The sequence below is a fragment of the Armatimonadota bacterium genome, from assembly GCA_036504095.1.
Classification (GTDB): Bacteria; Armatimonadota; DTGP01; order JAKQQT01; family JAKQQT01; genus DASXUL01.
The window spans coordinates 49,737-71,229 of the sequence record DASXVS010000050.1; the positions used below are offsets into that span (position 1 = coordinate 49,737).

Consider the following 21,493-nt stretch of genomic DNA (forward strand, 5'->3'; position numbering starts at 1 on the left):
CGCGCCGGCCCGACCGTCAAACTCAACCGGCTATCGTGATTGAAGGACCACCCGATGCGGCAGCGATCTCACCCACGGTGGCGCACGGTCGTCCACGCTCCACGAGCGCGGAGAGCAGGGCCTCGTGGCGTTCCGGCGATACAGCCATCAGCAGACCGCCGGACGTCTGCGGGTCGCAGAGAGACATGACCGTCGTTTCGGTCACGCCGTCATCGATGGAGAGGTGGCCCGCGAGGAATTCGCGAGTCGCGTACGCCCCGCCCGGGAAGCCTGAGGTCTCCGCTAGCGAGGTGAATCCGGTGTAGTACGGCACGTTGTACGTGTAAACGATCGCCGAGACGCCCGAACCGGACGCCATTTCCCACAGGTGGCCGAGAAGGCCAAACCCCGTGACGTCGGTGGCCGCGTTCACTCCAACTTCCATCATGGCTTCGGACGCGGCTCGATTCAGAGTCGCCATACCGTCTGTCACGGTCCGCACCACATCCGCTGGCGCCAGGCCGCCTCGAAGTGCCGTCGTGATAACGCCCGCGCCAAGGGGCTTGGTGAGGACCAGGCGATCGCCCGGCTGCGCTCCGACGTTGCGAACGATCCTGTCCGGGTGGATCGTTCCCGTGATGGCGAGGCCGAATTTGATCTCGTCATCTTTCACGGAATGCCCGCCGACCACCGCAACGCCGGCCTCCGCGGCCTTATCCGCCCCACCCCGGATGATCTCCGTGATGATGGTTGGATCGACGTTCGCCGGCTGGCAGCAGAGGATGTTGAGAGCGGTTCGTGGCGTGCCACCCATCGCGTACACATCGCTCAGCGCATTGGCCGCCGCCACCTGACCGAAATCGTACGGATCGTCGAGGATCGGCGTGAAGAAATCGACCGTGTTGACGAGCGCCAGGTCGGGCGCGATGCGGTACACCCCGGCGTCATCCGCGGTATTTGTGCCAACCAGCAGATTGGGGTCTACGTTCTCAGGCAGGCCGTGAAGTAGTTTACGCAGATCGGCCAGGCCGATCTTGCTCGCGCAGCCACCACACGGCGCCAGACTGGTCAATCGAAAGGGATCGTTGTTGGACATAGCACCTCCAATAAGGCACCGGTAGTGTCGGCGTCCCCGCCGACATCGCCCACGGTAGTGTCGGCGTCCTCGCCGACAAACGAAATGCAACGCCACGGTAACGTCGGCGTCCTCGCCGACATCGGTTCTGGTTTGTCGGCGTCCTCGCCGACAAACGAAATGCAACACCAAGGTAACGTCGGCGTCCTCGCCGACAAACAATTTCCGACCGTGTCGGCGGGGACGCCGACACTACCGTGAATACCGGCACGCTGATAATCCCGCGTAAACGGGACTTGGACGCTATCCAACCGGGCAGTTCGGGTACACCCACGGGTACCCCACAATATCGGGCCATCGCCTCTTTGGATTGCCGGCGACGTAGGCCGTCTTCTCCCGGTATTCGGCCTCGTCGCGAACTATCCTGTCGTAATAGTCCTTCTGCCAGATCGGCGGCTGGCGGCCGGCCTTAGCCAACAGGTGCGCGGTATATGATTTCCAGTCATGGACTATTCATTGAAGGGACCACTCAGCCGAAGGGCAGATCACCACATGTACGTGATCGTCCATGACGACGTACGCATGTAGCTCATACCGGGCTCCGTCGAGCGAGGAGATCGATGCGGCAACTATCTGCCGTTCTGCGTTCGACATCACCGGCTGACCGCTGGTAAGATTCCAGGTGACGAAGTACACAGCGCCATCCAAACGCCAATGCGGGAGCGCTCGTGGGCGGTATATATGGAACGACTCGTCCATTGAAAGTCAGGGGTGAGCCCAAAGTCCGACGCCGGCAACATCCCCCACGGTAGTGTCGGCGTCCTCGCCGACATACGATTGCATCATCCACGGCGGCGGCGGCGTCCTCGCCGACATACGATACCATCATCCACAACGTCGACGGCGTCCTCGCCGACACACGATGGCATTATCCACGACGCCCGCGTCCCCACCAACACACGATGGCATCACCCCCAAATCGGATGCGGCCACACCTCGGCTTCGGCGCCGCCTAAAGCTCGTGTTCTTTGTGGCCTTCGGCTTCCAGCACGGACTCGGCCACATACAACGGCGCCTTTGTGCGGACCGCAATGGCGATCGCGTCGCTGGGGCGGCAGTCCACATCAATGGACTTACCATCATCCGCATTGGTCAGCGAGAGTTTTGCGTAGTAGATGCCGTTGTACTCGTCGTCAACGGTCACCCGGTCCACGCTCCAGCCCAGTCGGTCGATGATGACGCATGCGAGGTCGTGCGTCAGGGGCCGGTTGAAAGCCCGCCCCTCGATCGCCATCGATATGCTGTACGCCTCGTGCTGCCCGATGTATATGCGGAGATTGCGGTCGCGGTTGTCCTGAACGGCAACAAAGTACGCGGCCTGGCCGTCGTGGGTGTGCTGCTCGTACACGCCGACGATGTGGACCTCTTTTTCGTTCAGCGCGCGCGGACGTCCGCTCTCATCCTCGGCCTCCTGGCCCGGATCAAGCGGAACGGCATCGCCGAAGAGATTCTCCAGGTTGAAGTCAAATGGCTGACCTGTGAACTCCACGCCGAACTCGTCGCCCCCCGGATTGTCCCAGTCTCGTTCGCTCATGACGAGCCTCCCAGCAGACATTGGACGCGACCGGCGTCCCTGCATGTCATGTTATCCCCCCGAGGGCTGGAACGCACGCCTACATGTCAACGTTTTTTACGGTTTTGTTGATGATCTGCAGGAATTCGCGATTGTTCTTGGTATTGCGGATGCGATCGAGCAGCAACTCGGTCGCTTCGATCGTTCCAAGGGCCGCCAACACGCGGTGCAGAGCCCACACCTGCTTGAGTTCCTCGTCCGGGAAGAGCAGTTCCTCGTGACGTGTTCCGGAACGTTTGACGTCGATGGCCGGGAAAATGCGGCGCTCCTGCAGGGTTCTGTCCAGAACCAGTTCCAGGTTGCCGGTTCCCTTGAACTCCTCGAAGATGATATCGTCCATGCGCGAGCCGGTTTCGACAAGCGCGGTGGCGATGATCGTGAGGCTTCCGCCCTCTTCGATGTTTCGCGCCGCCCCAAAGAACCGCTTCGGGCGGTAGATGGCCGCCGGGTCGAGGCCGCCCTGCAGCGTCCGTCCGGACGGGTTCACCGTCAGGTTGCTCGCGCGGGCGAGACGCGTCAGGCTGTCGAGCAGCACAACAACGTCCTTCTTGCTCTCCACCAGGCGCTTCGCCTGTTCCAGCACCATGTCGGCCACGCGCATGTGATTCTCGGGTTGCTGATCGAACGTCGACGCGACGACGTGTCCCTTCACTGCGCGACGGATGTCGGTGACTTCCTCGGGGCGCTCATCGATTAACAGGACGATGAGGTCGCATTCGGGGTTGTTCGTCGTGATGCTGTTGGCGATCGTTTTGAGAATCGTCGTCTTGCCGGCTTTGGGCGGAGCGACAATCAAGCCGCGCTGCCCTTTGCCGAGCGGCGAAATGAGGTCGATGATCCGGGCCGCCAGGTCGTTTGTGCCTGTTTCCAACTGCAGGCGCTCATCGGGGTAGATGGCGGTGAGCTGGTCGAAGTCCTTCCGGCGCTTTGCGTCCTCAGGGTTCAGGCCATTTACAGCCAATACCCTCAGCAGGCCATGGTACTTCTCATTGTCCTTCGGAGGACGTACCTGCCCCTTAACGAAATCACCGGTACGCAGCCCGAATCGCTTGATCTGCGATTGGGAGACGTAGATGTCATTGCTGGTGGGGTCAAATCCGTGTTGACGGAGGAAACCCCAGCCGTCCGAGAGAATCTCAAGTGAGCCGGACCCCAGGATGAGGCCGCTCTTTTCGGTCTCGCGTTCCATGATCTGGAACACAAGATCCTGTTTCGTCAGGTCCTCCACGTCCTCGATGTTCAGTTCTTTCGCTACGGACAACAACTCAGTGATGTCTTTTGCTTCGAGTTCAGCGAGTTCCATGCTGGTGTCTTCCCCTCCCTTGGGAGGCCTTTGTTGGGTTGGTCTACGTGCCGCCATATATCTCCGGTTTCAACACGCCGATGCAGGGCAGGCCGCGGTATCGTTGATCGTAATCAAGACCGTAGCCCACAACGAATTCGTCCGGGACCGAAAACCCACAGTACTTCACGGCGATTTCCACTTCGCGCCGGCTCGGTTTTTCTAGAAGGGTGCAGATGTTGAGGGATGCCGGTTTCCGGGCTTCCATCAGTTGAAGCATGTAATTGAGTGTCCTGCCGCTGTCGATGATATCTTCAACGACCAGCAGGTGCCTGCCTGTGACGCTTTCCTCGAGGTCCTTGGTCAATCGTACGATCCCGGACGTCTTGGTGGAGGCCCCATAGGACTCGAATGCCATAAAATCCACGGAGCACGGTATGCTCACCGCACGCATGATATCCCCGATGAAAATGAACGCGCCCCGCAGGACACCCAGCATCGTGAATTCGCGCCCGGCGTAATCCGACGATATCTGTGCCGCCAGTTCCTCGACCCGCGCCCTGACCTGCTCGGCGGAAAACATCACGTAGGCCAGGTCGTCTTCTTCGGTTCTCTGGATCAATGACATAACGTTTGACTTTGGGAGGAATGTCCGCGGTTGCACAAATCTGCAATCGCAGCCTACTCCCACTCGATGGTGGCCGGCGGTTTGCTGGTGACGTCATACACCACACGGTTGACGCCGCGCACCTCGTTGATGATGCGGCTGCTGATACGTTCGAGCACATCGTACGGAAGACGCGCCCAGTTTGCGGTCATCGCATCGTCACTCGTAACCGCGCGCACCGCGATCGGGTAGTCATAGGTCCGGGCGTCACCCATCACCCCCACGCTGCGGATCGGCAGCAAAACCGCGAAAACCTGCCACAGTTCCCTGTACAGCCCCGCCTTCCGGATCTCATCCGTGACGATCGCGTCCGCGTCCTGAAGTATCTCAACCCTGTCCTTGGTCACTTCGCCGATGATGCGGACGGCCAGTCCCGGCCCCGGGAACGGGTGCCGCCAAACCAGGTCGGAGTGGAGGCCAAGCTCCTCGCCAACGCCGCGCACCTCGTCCTTGAAGAGGTAACGGAGCGGCTCAAGCAGTTTGAAATGCATCCGCTCCGGCAGGCCGCCAACGTTGTGGTGGCTCTTGATCATCGCGGACTTGCCGAGGCCGCTTTCGATGACGTCCGGATAGACAGTCCCCTGCGCCAGGAAATCAATCTGCCCAAGTTTGAGCGCCTCTTCCTCGAAAACGCGGATGAACTCTTCGCCGATGATCAGCCGTTTACGCTCCGGATCCTCAACGCCGGCCAATCGGCGAAAGAACCGCTCCCGCGCGTTCACGTACACCAGGCGTCCGTGCAGATGCTCGCTGAACATCTCGGAGACTCTGTCACCCTCTCCCTTGCGCATCAGCCCATGGTCCACGAATATGCAGGTCAGCTGCTCTCCGACAGCGCGGTGAACGAGGGCCGCGACCACGGATGAATCCACCCCGCCGCTCAGGCCGCAGACCACCCGGGAATCGCCCACCTTCTCCCGGATGTCGCGAAGCGCCGAGTCCACGAACGAATCCATGGTCCAGTTGCCGTCGCACCCTGCCACGTTCAGGAGGAAATTGACGAGAACGTCCTGTCCCCACGGCGTGTGAACGACTTCCGGATGGAACTGAACACCGTGCAGGCGGCGCACGGGGTCCATCATCGCGGCTATCGGGGTTGTAGCGGTAGAGGCGGTGATCTCGAACCCTTCCGGCGCGCCGGTCACGTGGTCACCGTGGCTCATCCAGCCCACAAGGTTGCGGTCGAGGCCGGCAAACAGCGGATCGTCCGCGATCACGTGCAGTTCGGTGCGGCCAAACTCCTTGCGCTCCGACGGCGTCACCTGCCCCCCGAGCTCGAACGCCATCAGCTGCATTCCGTAGCAAATACCCAGCACGGGTATACCAAGTTCAAATACAGCCGGATCGCAGTGCGGGGCGCCGGGTTCATAGACGCTCGAGGGGCCACCTGTGAGAACCAGCGCTTTCGGGTGACGGGCGCGAATTTCCTCCGCGGGTGTATCGTGTGCGATCACCTCGCAGAAGACGCGTGCTTCACGGATGCGTCTGGCAATCAGGTGGCCGTATTGAGCGCCAAAATCTAGTACGAGGACGGTATCCATGAGTGATTGACAGTCGGAACGAAATCAGGAGATGGCCCGCGATCGGAGAGAGGTAAGGCACCTTGCGCCTTCATCCTCGACGGATCGGGGCGGGCAAACGCCGTTGAGTGATACCCAATCTTACGCGTCGGGAAACCAACGGCGGACAACCGCGGGCTATTCCGGGGAGCGGCCCTGCGGGCACACCCCTCCGAACGCCGAAATATGTTTCAAAAATACGGGCTCAGTGAGCTCAGGCGATCTGCGGTTCGCGAGCGGTTCGGAGGCCCGCTTCGATCTCCGTCAGTTTGCTTTGCGCGCGGGAAAGCATCCGCTGCGCATCTGCGATCGGGTCATCGGGATTCTGATGCAGAGATTCGATTCGAGACAGCACAACGATCCCGCCGGCCACGAGGGCGGCGCCGGCGAGGATGTAAAGCCAGTTTATGTTCGAGCACCGCGTGTTTTCTGTCGCATTGGACATGGTAATCGCCGCTAGATCTTGTAAACCGTCGTCCCGCCGCCGAAATCATCCGTGCCGCTCTGGGAATCCAGAACTCGCTGAACGAAGTTGATGAGTTCAGTGGGCTGGAACGGCTTGGTCAGGTAGCAGTCTACGCCGGATGACCATCCCCTGAATACGTCCGCGTCCTGCGCTTTGGCGGTGAGCATGATCACAGGTATACTGGCGGTTTCCGGGTTCGCCTTCAGCTCGTTCAGGACCTGAAAGCCGTCCTTGCGCGGCATCATTACGTCACAGACGATGAGATCGGGGCGCTCCAGCGCAACTTTCTCCAGCGCCTCCTCACCATCGTAAGCAACCGTCACCTGATGGCCCTGGCGTTCCAGGTTGACTTGCACCAGGCGGGCAATGTGCCGCTCGTCATCCACCGCGAGTATTTTCGCCATTTACAATCTCCATCTTGAGCGGAATCAGCAGTCTGTGGGAAATGGCTGACAACCGGCCCCGCGCGTCTCCTGCGAGGCCCCGCCGTTCCAAGTATACAATTCCACACAAGCGCGCGTCAATCGGCGTGGCAGGCGCCTTGGCCCGCCACGCTTGGATCGCAGATTTGAACCGCTTCAAGCCCTCGGCTGATGCGCCGGACACAATGCGCGGCCATACCGCGCCGCACTGAAGTCCGCCTGCCCCTTTGTCAGCGGGCGCGAACACGTGCCGCACGTCGATGCTGCGCCGCCGCCCGGCAACGGCCCCGGAACCGGCCTCGATTCCACCCCGGCCGCCGGAGACTCCTGCCGGACGACCGGGGTGTCCACAAGCCGGTCGCGTTCGTCGAACTCGGGGGCAAACTGGGTGCCGTACCCGAGGACTCCCAACGCGCGGCCGATCGCGCCGGTTTCGGCCTTTTCAACGAAATCGCCGAAGTTTCGCGCGGTCTCCATCTTTGTGCCGGATGACATCAGACGGCCCTCGGAATTGTGGATGGCCGCCTGAAACACCGCGATCCCCTTCTCCACGTCCACCGAAACCGGGTGCGTGTCGATGCCCCAATCGGGGTGCTCGTCGCGGAACCAGACGAGACGATAAGCGACGGGCAGGTACTCGCGCCCGCCCTGAACCCGTATCAGATGCTTCTTGACGTTGAACGGCATACCGGCCTCCCTTCCCGATACGTCGGCGCGGATTGCGCCACTGGGAAGATGATACCACCGAACGCGCGTTCGTGTCAACCGTTCGTCACATAATATCGGCGCACCCCTCTTTGCACCGTTCCATCCGCATTCGTCCGGTCCACCTGGAGCCAATGACGGCCGTTCGCCTCTTTCGTTGTGTCCCACGCCCAGACGTATCCGGCCATGTTCCCAACCGCGCGCACTTCGCCATCAAGCGAATACACCACCGAGCGGATCGCGCCCTTCACTGACAGGGATACTACACCGCGGGCCGGCGTGTACACGCCGGTCGGTTCCTTCCCCGCGGCCTTTTCCCCCTTCGCCGCCTGGGCCAGGAGGTCCTCGGCGACACGCTGACTCCAACGCGGGAGGAGGATGCGCAGGCCGGTAAGCCCTTTGGTGATCGAACGATGGTCGCCCGAGCCCAGATACTTCGGAAGCCCCGCGGCGGAGAATGCCGTGTCGTCGCGGCCAACCATGGGTGGCAGCGGTTCCCAGGCGCCGCCGTCCACCTGCATCTCCACTCGGAAACCCGGTGCGGCATCGTCCCCGCGCCACAGGCCCAGCGCTCCGCCAAACAAGGGGAAAGTGCCCTCGAGCCCTTCTTCCCCGGCGACGGGCGCAACCCCCATCACCTGGGGCGCTCCCTCGGCCTGGTCTCGCACGTGGACCGCCGGCGAGATCTCGAAGCCTCCGCGCCGTTCCGGAGGGGCCCCCTCGGATACGTCCGAACGAACGACCGGGGCCGTCGAGACGGTTATCACACCGGGATGGTTGGTGTTAATAGCGCCGACGCCCGTGTAACTTGTACCGTCGAAACGGCCCACGCCCCGCAGCGGCTGGGATACCGTGCCGATGGTCTCGCGCCGGCCATCCGTGTACACCGCGGTCACCGGGCCGCCCTTATGGTTCTCGAACTGGATTTCCGCGGGCGAGTTGTCGGGCCACAGGCTTCTGATGAGCAATACGTCGCCTGCCACGGGCATATAGTCCGCCGGAAGCGGCATCGGAGCCGAGGCCGTTTCCAGGTAGACAGGGCTCCGTGCCAACGGCGCCCATTCCCGGAATAGGGACTCGCCGGCGCTGATGTCCGTCCGAATGCCGCTGTCTCCCGGAACGTGGCCCCCATAGAGGTCGGGGATAGCGGCGAACTGGCGCGGCACCAGCGATATCATCGGGCTGAACTCGCCGTCGGCGATGCGTATGCGGATACCGTGGACAGCCGTCGCCGCAACGGTGCCCGGAGCGGCCCATCGTCCGGCGCCGAAGCCGGGCGCCGTCCGGTTCGCGGGACGCAGCACCCGTCCCAGGGTCACCCATTTGCCATCGTCCCCCACGCGAACCTGTACCGGGCCGCTCACCGCGTTGTCTATGCGAACCCATACCGGCTGCGGTGCTGCCGGCGCCCGTGAGGCCAGGGCGAGCAGGGACAGAAGGGCCGGCCCCCAGGAACGACGAACGCTCACTCCTGAACCACCAGTTTCCAGTTCTGAGATCCAACGGCGGCCGGTTTGGCGGGCGCCGGCGGCAATACGGCGCGAACGTCCTTGATCCGGTTCAGCAGTTCGCCAACATCGTGCGGCGCGATGGCGGGGCGCGGGAATGCCTGTTCCAGGACGCCCCAGAGATTGTTCTGAAGGACGTAGACGAGGTCGAACAGCATGACGCCCTGGCTTTCCTGTAGCCCGGCCTGGATGGCCTGCATCAGGGGCGCCGGCCGCCCCACAAAATCGGAGACGCTGATGCTCGCATACACAAACGCCGCGTCGTTCACTACGGTGGTCGATACACCCGCCGCCGCCTCAACCGTTGCGTCGGGGTCGCGGCCGTTCTTGGCGGCGGTTGCGCGGTATGCCTCTGGGTAATAAGTGCCGGTACAGAGCCAGTCCATCAACGGGGCAAATCCGGTCTCGTAATACTTGTCCGTCATCCAGTCGTAGGCCGCGTCATATTCATCGCTCGCCCAGTTCACGCCCACCCCGTAGTAGACGGGGTACCAGGAGCCGACGTACACAGCGCATTTTGCGTCGGGCCTGGCGGTTCGGACGGCGGTCGTGGCTTCCTTGGCAAAGGCCTTCATATTTCGCGCGCGCCATTCCAGCCAGCGGCGATAGTACGGCCCGCGGGCGGCCTCCTGGGAGGGGTCTGTGGTGAATCCGTAGATATCGCCGGGCCAGTTCTGGATCCGTACCCCCGCCCACTTCTCGAATTCCTCCCGGGAGACAGCGGAGAAATCCGTCGACAGGCTGGAGTACCGCATCCGGTCGAATACGATGCCATCCACCGCGTAGTTGGTCGCGATCTCCTTCATCACGGAGAGCTCGTACGCCCTCGCCTCGGGGTTAATGGGATTGACGAAGACCGATACCCGCTCGCCGGGCGCCTTCTCGATCGGCGCCAGCCGATCGGATTCGTCCCATGAAACGGTAACGCCGGGGCGCAGGCGGTCCGCCATCCAGTCGGCGGCGGAGCCCAGCGCGACGAGCAGGAATCCGTCCTCCGGGATCGGAACGGACTGTTCATCCACCGCGTCGGCCGACATGACCGCCTCAACAACTCCGTTCGACACAACCGCATAGGTTTCGCCCGGTTTCACGCGGCGCGAGGTCCCGGACGCCGGTGTATACACCGCCATGCCGTCCGTGCCCGGAACATCGTCCGTCGCTGTAACCGGATACGCGCCATCCGGGGTGAGGATGCTGCGGTCGGCAACGTAACACATCGCCTGCCATTGCGGCTTTGTATAAGCCGGCCCGCGTCCGACGATCTTGTTGCCCTCGCTGAACACGTTTATCCCTGCGTACACCTTCAGGCCGCGTTTATGGCCTTCTTCCAGGGCCGTCGCCAGCAGATCGTATCGCGCGTCGTATTGCCTGCCCCGATACGTGACCAGGCGCGGTGCCACCTTGCTGGGGTAAAGCACTTCACCCACCAGAGGCTTCACGTCTACCACAACGGTGTTGATGTTCGCCTTTCGGCAGTGCTCCATCACCGCGGCGACTTTCGCCTGCGTATCGAGATTGTCGAGGTTCGCGGTACCGTCCATCCACATGACCCTCGCCTCGAGACCGGCGGCGCGCACGATCGCCTGAACGATCGCCGGCTTTGGCGTGGGCAATTGGGCCGCCGGACATCGCGCTGCGGACAAATTCGAGGCGAGGATCGCCGCGAGAACCCATCGCATCCCATTCACGGCTGTCGGTGTGTCACGCATGGACGATCAACGCCGCCGGATAAGAGCCGCCCGCCGCCGGCATCGTCACGAGCGTAACGGTTCTCGTCTGATGCGGAGCAAGGGTGAAGGTCGCCATCGGGACTTCGGCGGGCGGTATCGCCCGGCCGGTCTCCCTCAGAGAGCCTTCCACGAGCATAGCGGCGCGGGCTTCCCCCGCGCGCGGTTCGAAAAACACCTTCACAGAGGACCGCGTGGCGGTTGGGTTCACCAGTCGCAGCCTCACCGTATACAGGACCCCATAGTTGCCATCCAGTTTGAGGCCCGCCCCGTTCGAAACCGGCTGCTGGCCGATGGGAATGTATGTCCACTCGCCGCCAACGGTGTACGCAGCGTCCACCTTCAGATCGGGCGCCATCCATACCGTGTCGGCTTCTTTCTTCGCGCCGGACCCGGGCGTCTTGTCGTCAACGGCCTCCGCCATCGTGGTCAGGGACAGGCTGCCTCCGCCAAGCGGGCGCACGACGATGATGCCGCTCGCCGTTTCTCCCTCCCCCACCCTTCGATCAAACAACCGCCGCCTGCCATGGGCCGGAACCGTTACGATAATCCCCGCGCCGGCCTTCGTGCGTTTGAAGAACTTGAACGCGGCTTGATGGCCCACATAAACGGTATCCACCGCCGGATCGGCGGCCGCATCGACAATCTGGACGCGCGCGGCCCTATCCCCGAGGTTTCGAAGGTCGACCGCAAAAATCAGAGGTCCCTTCGCGGCGTTCTGGTGGTGATACAGAAGCCGGGCGGAAGTCGAGCGGCCAATCGCGTGGCGGAAGAGAATCTGAGGAGCGTCCACCGACTCCGGGTGGTTCGAGTAGAACAGCTCCACCTTCGGCGCGGGCGGCAGGGCTCTGCGATAGAACTCCAGCGGAATACGCGTGGCGACGGGCAGGTAGCCCGGGCCGGCCATCCGCACGCCCAGCGATGATCTCAGCGTTGATCCACGGGTCCATACTTGCGGAAGAATGGGCAGCGATTCCATCACCGCGAACGCGCCCGGTTCGAGCCGGGCGCCCCGCGAGGCTTCCGTGCCAATCAGCGTCGCCAGCAGGTCGCGTGGTACGGCGCTTCCGGTGACCTCGAGGCCGACGAGATGCGCGGCGCCGGCCCATTTCATCACCCGGAACGCCCGGGTCACCATCGCGCCATCGCGCCGGACGGTAAGGTACCCGTGCCCCGGCGTCACGCCGCGCAGAGAGATGGCGCCGCCCTTCAAGCGCGGTGAAACGATCCCTGACGGCTCCACGGCAACCTTGATCGCCCCCCGGCCGACGCCGCCGATTCGCAGCGATCTCACGGCGCCCGCCGGCACGGTCGTGCTCCCTTCGTTCAGAGTGAGCAGAGGAAGGCTCCAGGCGCGGGCAAACGCGGACGCCCACCGCCTGGCGAGGGACCGCCGCTTCATCTTCATGGGCTTCGCGTCGGACGATCCGGCGACGATGATGACGCCGCCGTTTGCCATAACCGCCCAGCCCCCCGACCCGCGTCCGGCTGAAAAGTGCACGGCGCGGCCCGATCTCGCAAGGCCGGCCAACCGGCGCAGCGCAACCTCCACCCGTTCGGAAGCCGACGATCCGCCTCTCGCCCGCAACACCGCCACGGGCTGGTAGTTAATGGTCAGCGCCACTCGCTTGCCGTGGCCCGAACTGCCTGTCTTCACCGGTTGACCCAGCGTGGAGGTGTTGGCCCACGAGAGGAAGGCGCATATCGCGAATACTGCTTTGGATAATCTCATTTCACTCTTTATCATAACGCCTTCTGAAAAATCGCTTAGCCCCATTCCGGCGGTTGCACCATATCCGGGGCGGCGCATATGATACCTATGTGAGACGCACCAAAATCATTTGCACTATCGGCCCCGCTACACGCGCTCCGGAACGCCTCCGGGCGCTTATCGACGCCGGTATGAACGTGGCCCGGCTGAATTTCTCCCACGGCGAATTCGCGGAACACGCGCAAACCATACGGGACATCCGGGCTCAGGCCGAGACGACGCAAGGCCCGATCGCCATCCTCCTGGACCTGCCCGGCCCGAAGATCCGTATCGGTGAAATCCAGGGCGGGACGGTGTGGCTGGAACGCGGCCAGGAATTCGTTCTGACCTCCCGAATGGTGTCAGGATCGGCGGACGAGGCGAGCCTCCCCAACCAGGAGGTGCGCAAAGCGGTAAAGCCCGGCGACAGCGTCTTCCTCGACGACGGCAGCATTCACCTCAAGGTATTGTCCACAAACGACACCGACATCCGGACGCGCGTTCTGGTTGGCGGCAATCTGTCTAGCCACAAGGGCGTTGCGGTTCCGGGCGTGCGGTTGGACATCGCGACGATCACCCAACGCGATCTGGATGCCCTTGCTTTCGGGGTAGAGCACGGCGTTGATTGGTTTGCCGCCTCGTTCGTGCGCTCCGCGGCGGACTTGAACACACTCAGGGCGCATCAGACTGCGCTTGGAGCGTCCATCCCCATCATCGCCAAAATCGAAAAGCACGAGGCGGTGTCGGACATTGACGCCATCATCGATGCCGCGGATGCTGTGATGGTCGCGCGGGGCGATCTGGGTGTGGATGTGGACATCTGGAGAGTCCCAACCATTCAAAAGGACATCATCCGGCGCTGCAACTGCGTCGGCAAACCGGTCATCACCGCAACGCAGATGCTGGAGTCGATGACCTACAATCCCCGGCCAACGCGCGCGGAAGTCACCGACGTTGCGAACGCCATCCTCGACGGCACCGACTGCGTCATGCTGAGCGGTGAAACCGCCATCGGAAAATACCCGACCGAAACCGTCGCGATGATGGTCGAAATCGCCCGCAACGTTGAAACCACGCTGGACTTCGGAGGAATCCTGAAGACGCGAATGGAAGACCAGGCCCATACCGTCACGGACTCCATCAGCGCCGCCACCGTCGTGGTGGCCGGGCATCTGAATGCCGCGGCCATTCTGACCGCCACCTCTTCCGGGAGCACGGCGCGCATGATCTCCAGGTACCGGCCCAAATCGCCAATAATCGGAGTGACCACGCAACCCGAAACCTATCGCCGCCTTGCCCTGAGCTGGGGCGTCAACCCCGTTCTTGCGCCGATGGCCGATTCGATCGAAGGCACACTAGACGCAAGTTTCAACAGCGCTCGGGACGCCGGACTCGTCAGCCCGGGAGACATAGTCGTCCTGACCGGTGGACTGCCCGTAGGCGTTCCCGGTAATACTAATCTCATACGAGTCGCCACGGTTGAAGAAGCGGGAGGGTAAACTGTGAGCACATACGGCGTTCGTTCCTCGTCCAAATCACGAAGACGGCGCGGGCTGACCTGGGAACGGGTCGGTTTCGCGTTCGCCCGCCTCGCTTTGGCCGCCGTCGGCCTCAGCCTCACTCTCCTGATCGCGTCCAAGCTGTCCCACCCTTATCTCCTTCACTGGAGTGAAAACCGAAGCGTGGCGGAGGACAGGCAGCGCCGCGACAGCCTGTTGGCGGACAACGAGCGATTGAAGCGCCGGCGAATCCACCTGAAGACCCCCGCCGGCGAAATCGCGCAGTCGCGAAGCCTCGGCTACCACTTCCCGGACGAGCATCCGGTGCGCGTTCAGGAACAGGCCCCGGCGCCCGCAACGCCGTAAACATACGCCCGAAGCGCGTGAAGGCCCGCCGCCCCCGGAACACTCCGGGCGCGGCGGGCCTTCTTAATGCGACGTGTCCGCCGTTACGGGATGGTCACCTTCGTCGTCGCCGACGCGTAGTTATCGGCTTCGTCCGTTGCCTTGACCTCGATCGTATGCTCCCCCTTGGTGAGAGCGTCCGTGACGATCCGCCAGCCCTCGTTGGGGCTGTCGAAGATGCCATCCGTCGCGATGGCGCTCATCCACGTCCCCTTGTCCACCCGATAAGAAACACGGATGATATCGGCAATAGCTGTAGAGCTCTCACCATCAAGGGCGACGGTCAGGTCAGGCCCGATTTTCGTGTCCTTCTCGGTGATCGTCACCTTCGGCTTGGTATTGACGATCCTCACGGCCGCGGACAGGTCCTCGTCGGAGAGCGGGTTCGCCGGATTGCTGGCCTTGTCGGAAGCCACCACCTTCAGGCGATAGACGCCATCGGGGGTCGTTGTCGTATCCCAGGCGTAGGTGCTTTTCGTAAGGTTGTCCCCGCCTGTTTTGTCGTCCGGTATCACGTCTTTGGCGGATGCCTTCAACGCCGAATCCGCCGTCTGCTGGATCGCAGACTTTACATCCGGTGAGAGGTCCGGGTATTTGTCGAGTTCGGCGCTCACCTGTTTCATCGTCTCGACGTTGCGGGCTTCCTTTTTCGCTTTAGCCGCCGCGTCGTCCGCGGGGGGAGCCGGCGTTACATCCTTCGGCGCGGGCGTGGCCGCGGCGTCCTTCGTCTCGACCGCCGTGTTCAGCGTTTTCCACGTTGCGCCATCGTCGCCGGATGCGTACAGCGTATAGTTGAGTTGGTCCGAATCCGGATCGGATCCCGTCCATTTGACCGTCTTCTTGCCGCTCCACACGTCCGCCTCTTTGGGGTCGGTGAACTTGACGGTTGGCGGCCGGTTGTCGGTGAGGTAGCGTATCGATGCCCAGCGCAATATCGGACTGGAGCCATCGGGAGCCGGCTTGAATGTAGCTCTGTACTGAATGAAGCGGGCGGCCGCGCTCGTAATCGGCGAGCCGAGGGAGTTCGTCAACGGCGCGGACCACGCGCTCCAGGTCTTATCCGGCTGCGCGACGCTGCCGGTACGCGTTTCCATGGAAAGTGATGCGCCCTGCGGCACATTCGCCTGCCATTCCATCCTGCCCCAGACAGCTCTCGGGTCCGCATCGTGAACCGGGCTCAAATACGTACCGTTCTTCGCGGTATCCACCCGGTAAAGGACTCCCGTATTCGCGCTGCCGGCGCGGAGGGAACCGTCCGGCGCGGATGCCAGGGCCACCAGTTGGTTCTGGTCATCGTTATCGAGGGTCGTCACCGTCTTGTCCGGCGCGATGCGATACAGTTTCTTGCCACCGGCAGCGTACAACACCCCGTCCGGCAGAGCGACGAGAGAGAGCACGGTGTTGTCAGGCTTCTCGATCAGCGCCTCCGCGCGCCCGTTCGCCAGCACCCGGTAGACCTTGCCGGCCGGGGACGTGGCAGCGTAAACCGTGCCCGCCGCGTCCGAGGCTACCGCGTTTACGTTCGCTTCGGGCGCATCATAAACCACTCGCGTATCACCCTTCGGGGAGATGCTATACACCACCCCGTCCGGTGACGTTCCGGCGAGGAGCGAGCCGTCCGCCTTGAGGGCGAGAGACAGCACATTCGTCTCGGGGAGCGTGCACAATTCCCTGCCCTTGCCGTCCGGAGCGACCGCGAACACTTTTCCATGCGGGCCGGTGGCCGCGTAAAGCGTCCCGTCTGCGCTCACCGCCAACGCGAACACGAAGCGCTCTTTGGTCTCGAAGAAGGTGGTCGCCTTCCCATCCGGCCCGACACTGAGGACCAGGCCGTTCGGGCTCGTGCCGGCGAAGACGCGGCCTTGAGGCCCGTGCGCCAGGCTGTGCACTTCCAGTTCATCCGTATCCGCAAACAAGGCCGTCTTGCCGTCCGCCGCAACGCGGAGGATCTCGCCGCCGTGCCCGGTACCGATCAGCGTTGAGCCATCCGCCATGGGAAGGACCGACCACACGTACGGACGTTTCACATCCGCCACCGCGACGAGTTTCGGCGTCAGCATGACATCGCCCGTGCTGGAAACGGATACGCCGGTCACTTCGCCGGTCTCGAACTGCGTCTTGGTCGCCTGCTTCCACACCGACGCAAGGCGGCCGGGCCCTTTGCCGTCCTTGTCGGCATCAGACTCTGCCGGCTTGGCGTCGGCTGGTTTGGCATCGGCCGGCTTACCGTCGGCCGGTTTGGCGTCCGCGGGCTTGGCATCCGCGGGCTTGGCATCCGACGGCTTCGGGGTTTCCTTGCCGGGCGCTTTCGGGGCGTCCGCGTACCGATACAGCCCTCTGAGGCCGAACTCCGCGAGGGCGGGTTCCGGGTCGGATCCAAAGGTCGCGGCGCTTGTATCGGATGAATCATCGGACGAGTCCGACGCCGATGCCACCGTGGTGGTGGTTGTCGTCGTTGCCGCCGTGCCGGCCTTTTCCACCGCGTTCTTGCGCTCGATGTTCACGACTAGCATCTGCTGGCCGCTGAGGACGTAGGGAACGCGCTCCGTAAGGCGCAGTTCGTCGCGCTCCAACCGAGTGCTGCTCGATTTCGTCGATTTCATCACATCGGCGATCGAGTCCGGAAGCCCGCTCAATCGCTGGCCTTCGACCGTCACAACGGTGCCGGGCATCAGCACGCGCAGGCCGAGATCGTCATTCCGTTCGCGCTCGACGAATTTGGCCATCAGCTGCTTCACGTTCGCCACCGACGCCGTTGCGCCCGCTCCAACCGCGGGCGTTCCCAGCGAAATCCTCCCATAGCCGGTCTGTCCGCCGAAAACGACAATCTGGGCCTGACCGTTGGCGGCGTTCTCGGGGATCTTCAACTTAAGGGTGTGCGTCTCCAGCGGTTTCAGGTACGGCTTGATGACCGCCTGCACGGTGATCGTCTCCCCGGGCTCCACTTTGTCCCGCTCGATCCACGCCCGCTCCACGGTCGCCGTGTTGTGCCCGTTATGGATATCAACGGTCATGTCCACGTTCTTCACGAGGACGGGCTGGAACGGGTTTCGGCTGAGAAGCGCCATCGCGTCCAGCACGTCGGCCGTCGCCGCGGTGCCGATCGAGCCGGGGTCATAGACGACGTTCGATCGCGTGATCGGAGGCATGCCCACCGGATAGACAACCATTTTTACGGTGGCCATCGCGTCTCCGGGAAAAGCCCGGAGGCGGTCGACTACTTCCTGGGTTCCGGAAACCACCAGGCCCGGAGTCAGCACCGGGTGATTGACCATACGCATATGAAAGTCGCGCCGCCGGCCGGTGTCCCGGTCCGTCACGTGAACTGTTAGTGGAATCATGTGCGGCAGGCGATGCACGAGTCCCCCAACGGAAAACGGCTGGTCCTGCTGGATCGTCGCGACCGTCTGGATGGGGCTTCCCATCTTGTAGGAGCGCACATTACTGCTGAAAACGTCGTGGATATACGCCGTGCTCGCCGGGTATTCGGTGGGGCCGAGTTGCAGGAACGGGTGCCCGAAAGCGAGGATCTTATCGCCGCGGCGATACGTCACGGTGCCGATCGCCGTCACGTCGACATCGCCCTGCATCAGCGAAACGGCGATGGCCGCGCCGGGTCCCAGGGATGCGCCCTTCGTAAAGCTGGCGGGCGTCTCGCCTCCCCCGCCGGCCGCGCCCGGGCCCGCCATGGCGGATATGCCGTACGGCTTCAGCCAATCGTTCAGCCTGCCGAGGCTGCGCGTGCCGAAACCCGAAGCGAACACCGGCAGAAGGCGCGCCGAAGACATCGCGGGCAATTCAGCATAGGTGCTGTCACCCGCGCCGGTCGGGAGCACAAACGGAAATGAAGGCTTGTCCGGAAGCCGGGGGTCCAGGGAGTCCACCATATCCTCGATGGGAGTGATCATCCCTATCGGTTCTTTCGGCGTGCTGTCCCCGTACGCTACGGCTCCCAGAAGGCGGCCGTTTATGTAGACGGGAGAACCGCTCATGCCCGCAATGATATTCGCGCGGCGCTTCGTAATCGGGCCGCCGGACATCATGACCAGGACCAGGGGCCGGCCGGAATTCTGCTGCGGCATGACGGAAATCACCCGCACCTGGAACTTCTCGATCTTCACACCCTTGAATACCGTGAGGCCATACCCAACCATTCCCGGGCGTACCTGGCTGACAGGGAAGTACTCCTTGGGATCGAGTTTGAACCCAGCGAGGACGGAAGAAGCCGAACCGGCCAAAACCGCCGCCATTGCAGCAACGAGCGTTAGTCTCCGCATCCAATATCTCCTTAGGGCGCCGTGACACTCAACGGCGGGCACGAATGCCCGCCTCATTGAAGTTTGCACGTGTCAATTGCTTCCATTATATCATCCACGATCCCTGTACGCAGTGTTCGCGAATTCACCCGCGCCTAGACAACGCATTTAACGGCGTCTTACACTGGACGTGGGCGCCGGCACAGGGCCGTCGCGGTGCTGTGCGGGGGTGATCATGCACTTCAGACGATTCGGCAAGACCGAGGAGATGCTGTCCGTTTTTTCGTTTGGCGCGATGCGCTATCTGGAATCGGACGATAACGCGGTGGCTACCGCGTTGGCCGCGTTTGACGCGGGAATCAACCACCTGGAAACGGCGCGCGGCTACGGCGAGAGCGAGCGCATGCTTGGCCTCGCCCTCAAACACATACCGCGCGAAAAGGTCTATCTCGAAACCAAGATCGGCCCGACGGAAACCGCCGACGAGTTCCGCCGTTGCCTGGACGAGTCCTTCGAGCGGATGGGCGTCGACTATATCGACAATCTCGCGATCCACGGCATCAACACCCCGGAACTCCTGACGCAGGCAGTCCAGCCGGACGGCGCGCTCACCGCCCTGGAGGCGGCGAAGAGCGAAGGCATCATCGGTCACATCGGCTTCTCGACGCACGCTCCGCTGGACGTCATACTGGCTGCGATCGACACCCAGGCATTCGAATTTGTCAACCTCCATTACTACTACTTCAACCAGAGGAACTATCCGGCCATCCAAAGGGCGACCGAGCTGGATATGGGTGTGTTCATCATCTCGCCGACGGACAAAGGTGGACAGCTGTACAACCCGCCGGACAAACTGCGCCGGATGATGGCGCCCTGGACGCCCCTGCACTTCAACCACCGTTTCCTGCTGGCCAATCAGGACATTCACACGCTCAGCCTCGGCGCGGCCAAACCGGGTGAACTGGCGGAACACCTCGTTGTGCAGAACGATACCGGCTGGTTGACCAACGAGGAAAAAGCGTCGTTGGCGGCGCTCGACGCCGAGCCTTTACGGGTGCTGGGCAGCACCCTTTGCACCCAGTGCTTCGACTGTCTTCCGTGTCCAGAAGACATCCAGATACCGGAAGTCCTCAGATTGCGCACACTCGTCACCGCTTTCGACATGCTGGAGTTCGGCAAATGGCGATACAACATGTTCGGCGAAGGCGGTCACTGGTTTCCCGGTCAGCCGGCCGCCAAATGCACCGACTGTGGCGACTGCCTGCCGCGCTGCCCGATGAAACTCGACATCCCCGCCCTCCTGCGCGAGACCGATGCGCTGATTGCCGGCGAACCGGTGAAGCGCCTGTGGAACACGGAATGACGCGCCGTCGTGGTACAATGAAGGGGGAAGCGAGCAGCGCATAATTGCGTTGCGTCGCCGAAAGGAAACTCACATGAAACAATTCCTGATCGCCGGAGTGGCCGCCATCTCGTTGCTGCCCCTTTCGGCCGGCGCCAAACCGGTCGCCACGAAACAGTCCGGAATGAATGGCGTCCGCGCGGTTTTCGACGCCGCTTCCGGTAAGAGCACCGTCTACGGGGCTTGCATCCCCCTCACCTTCACCAAGGATGACGCGGGGAAGATGCTCGAATTGGTGGTGGACAGCCCCAAGCCCGTGGTTGTGGAGCTCTGGACCGGTGACATCCCGCGCGGGGCGGTCACCTGGGACAAGAACCGCAAATTCCTGGGCAACAGCGGCGCCAAGCCGGAGCTCAAACCTGATTTCAAGTGGATGATCGAGCCCGGAACCTACTCCGCGCTGGTGCTGGCGACGATGCCTCCCGGCCAGAAGCCGGACCCGTTCGTGATCTCGTGGGGCAAGGAAACCCGTGTTCCCACCGAACAGGACAAGAAGGAATGGGACAAGGCTGTTGCGAAATTCACCGTGTCCAGAATTCTGCAGGCGCAGGCCAAGCGCATTTTCGCCCCGAATTTCTCCACGATAGCAACCGACCACAACCCCGTCTCCCCGCAACAATATCGCGGCAAGGTCCTGCTTCTTCAGTTCACCACCGGCAACGATCAGGCGACGATGGATGACCTCGGCTTCAACTGGACAACCTACCAGCTCCACAACGCCGAGGGCTTCGATATGCTGAGCATCTACCTCGACTCGGATTCGGCCGCGTACACCGCCATCAACGATGAGCTGAAGATCGGCTGGCGCCAGATTTTCGATGCGTCCACGGCCAATGCGGCTATCGCCGAGAAATACGGTGTGGGGGAAACGCCTTACACCGTGCTCATCGACTCCGCCGGTCGAGTCGTCGCGCAGAACATCCATCGCGAAGCGCTCCGCAAGCTCACCTTGGCAACCCTCGCCGAAATGAAAGACCTCAGGGATGCGCTGAAGCTTGTGGACGACACACCGGACGGTACTGACGCAACGGGTTCAGCCTCCGCCGAAGCCAAGCCTGCCGATAGCGCCGGCAAGTAGCAGGGATTCCTGATGGTGCAATAAGAAAACCGGCCGGCCCAAATGGGCCGGCCGGTTTTTCTATTGCGCTATCGCGCATG

The 21,493-nt window shown here is 62.6% G+C and carries 17 protein-coding genes; 4 read left to right on the forward strand and 13 right to left on the reverse strand.

What is annotated here, in order from left to right:
* Positions 1-22: 22 nt before the first annotated feature.
* From selD to VGM51_12845, 12 genes are all read right to left on the reverse strand, one after another.
* Positions 23-1,075 carry a selenide, water dikinase SelD gene (gene selD / locus VGM51_12790; GenBank protein ID HEY3413911.1) on the reverse strand — a complete coding sequence of 351 codons (1,053 nt, stop codon included), beginning with the start codon at positions 1,073-1,075 and terminating at the stop codon, positions 23-25.
* A 282-nt stretch (positions 1,076-1,357) separates the two neighbouring features.
* Positions 1,358-1,531, reverse strand: coding sequence for a hypothetical protein (locus VGM51_12795; GenBank protein ID HEY3413912.1), 174 nt, complete (start codon positions 1,529-1,531; stop codon positions 1,358-1,360).
* Positions 1,532-2,066: 535 nt separating this feature from the next.
* Positions 2,067-2,648 (reverse strand): bifunctional nuclease family protein, encoded by a 582-nt coding sequence (locus VGM51_12800; protein HEY3413913.1) that lies wholly within the window; start codon positions 2,646-2,648, stop codon positions 2,067-2,069.
* A gap of 79 nt (positions 2,649-2,727) precedes the next feature.
* The gene (gene rho / locus VGM51_12805) at positions 2,728-3,990 is read right to left on the reverse strand and encodes a transcription termination factor Rho (GenBank protein HEY3413914.1); all 1,263 of its coding nucleotides are present in this window, start codon (positions 3,988-3,990) and stop codon (positions 2,728-2,730) included.
* Positions 3,991-4,033: 43 nt separating this feature from the next.
* The gene (hpt, locus tag VGM51_12810; protein HEY3413915.1) at positions 4,034-4,597 is read right to left on the reverse strand and encodes a hypoxanthine phosphoribosyltransferase; all 564 of its coding nucleotides are present in this window, start codon (positions 4,595-4,597) and stop codon (positions 4,034-4,036) included.
* 53 nt (positions 4,598-4,650) lie between these two features.
* Positions 4,651-6,177: a glutamine-hydrolyzing GMP synthase gene (gene guaA, locus VGM51_12815; GenBank protein HEY3413916.1), complete on the reverse strand. Its 1,527-nt coding sequence runs from the start codon at positions 6,175-6,177 to the stop codon at positions 4,651-4,653.
* A gap of 232 nt (positions 6,178-6,409) precedes the next feature.
* On the reverse strand, positions 6,410-6,640 hold the full coding sequence (locus tag VGM51_12820) for a hypothetical protein (GenBank protein ID HEY3413917.1): 231 nt from the start codon (positions 6,638-6,640) through the stop codon (positions 6,410-6,412).
* 11 nt (positions 6,641-6,651) lie between these two features.
* The gene (locus VGM51_12825; GenBank protein HEY3413918.1) at positions 6,652-7,065 is read right to left on the reverse strand and encodes a response regulator; all 414 of its coding nucleotides are present in this window, start codon (positions 7,063-7,065) and stop codon (positions 6,652-6,654) included.
* A gap of 174 nt (positions 7,066-7,239) precedes the next feature.
* Complete coding sequence (locus tag VGM51_12830; GenBank protein ID HEY3413919.1) at positions 7,240-7,770, reverse strand: hypothetical protein; 531 nt, start codon at positions 7,768-7,770, stop codon at positions 7,240-7,242.
* Positions 7,771-7,844: 74 nt separating this feature from the next.
* Entirely contained in the window at positions 7,845-9,257 is a 1,413-nt protein-coding gene (locus VGM51_12835; protein ID HEY3413920.1) for a hypothetical protein, read from the reverse strand.
* Positions 9,254-11,005: an alpha amylase family protein gene (locus tag VGM51_12840; protein ID HEY3413921.1), complete on the reverse strand. Its 1,752-nt coding sequence runs from the start codon at positions 11,003-11,005 to the stop codon at positions 9,254-9,256. The genes VGM51_12835 and VGM51_12840 overlap by 4 nt, the downstream gene beginning before the upstream one ends.
* Positions 10,998-12,755: a hypothetical protein gene (locus tag VGM51_12845; GenBank protein ID HEY3413922.1), complete on the reverse strand. Its 1,758-nt coding sequence runs from the start codon at positions 12,753-12,755 to the stop codon at positions 10,998-11,000. The genes VGM51_12840 and VGM51_12845 overlap by 8 nt, the downstream gene beginning before the upstream one ends.
* Before the next feature lie 89 nt (positions 12,756-12,844).
* On the opposite strand from VGM51_12845, the gene pyk reads away from it, so the two are divergent.
* Both pyk and VGM51_12855 read left to right on the forward strand, forming a co-directional pair.
* Positions 12,845-14,272 (forward strand): pyruvate kinase, encoded by a 1,428-nt coding sequence (gene pyk / locus VGM51_12850; GenBank protein HEY3413923.1) that lies wholly within the window; start codon positions 12,845-12,847, stop codon positions 14,270-14,272.
* A 3-nt stretch (positions 14,273-14,275) separates the two neighbouring features.
* Positions 14,276-14,638, forward strand: coding sequence for a hypothetical protein (locus tag VGM51_12855; protein ID HEY3413924.1), 363 nt, complete (start codon positions 14,276-14,278; stop codon positions 14,636-14,638).
* A gap of 83 nt (positions 14,639-14,721) precedes the next feature.
* Here the strand turns inward: VGM51_12855 and VGM51_12860 are convergent, their stop codons facing one another.
* Positions 14,722-18,954, reverse strand: coding sequence for a SpoIVB peptidase S55 domain-containing protein (locus VGM51_12860; protein HEY3413925.1), 4,233 nt, complete (start codon positions 18,952-18,954; stop codon positions 14,722-14,724).
* A 214-nt stretch (positions 18,955-19,168) separates the two neighbouring features.
* Here VGM51_12860 and VGM51_12865 point away from each other — a divergent pair, with 214 nt between their 5' ends.
* On the forward strand, positions 19,169-20,296 hold the full coding sequence (locus VGM51_12865; protein ID HEY3413926.1) for an aldo/keto reductase: 1,128 nt from the start codon (positions 19,169-19,171) through the stop codon (positions 20,294-20,296).
* Positions 20,297-20,369: 73 nt separating this feature from the next.
* Positions 20,370-21,413: a redoxin family protein gene (locus tag VGM51_12870; protein ID HEY3413927.1), complete on the forward strand. Its 1,044-nt coding sequence runs from the start codon at positions 20,370-20,372 to the stop codon at positions 21,411-21,413.
* Positions 21,414-21,493 lie beyond the last annotated feature (80 nt).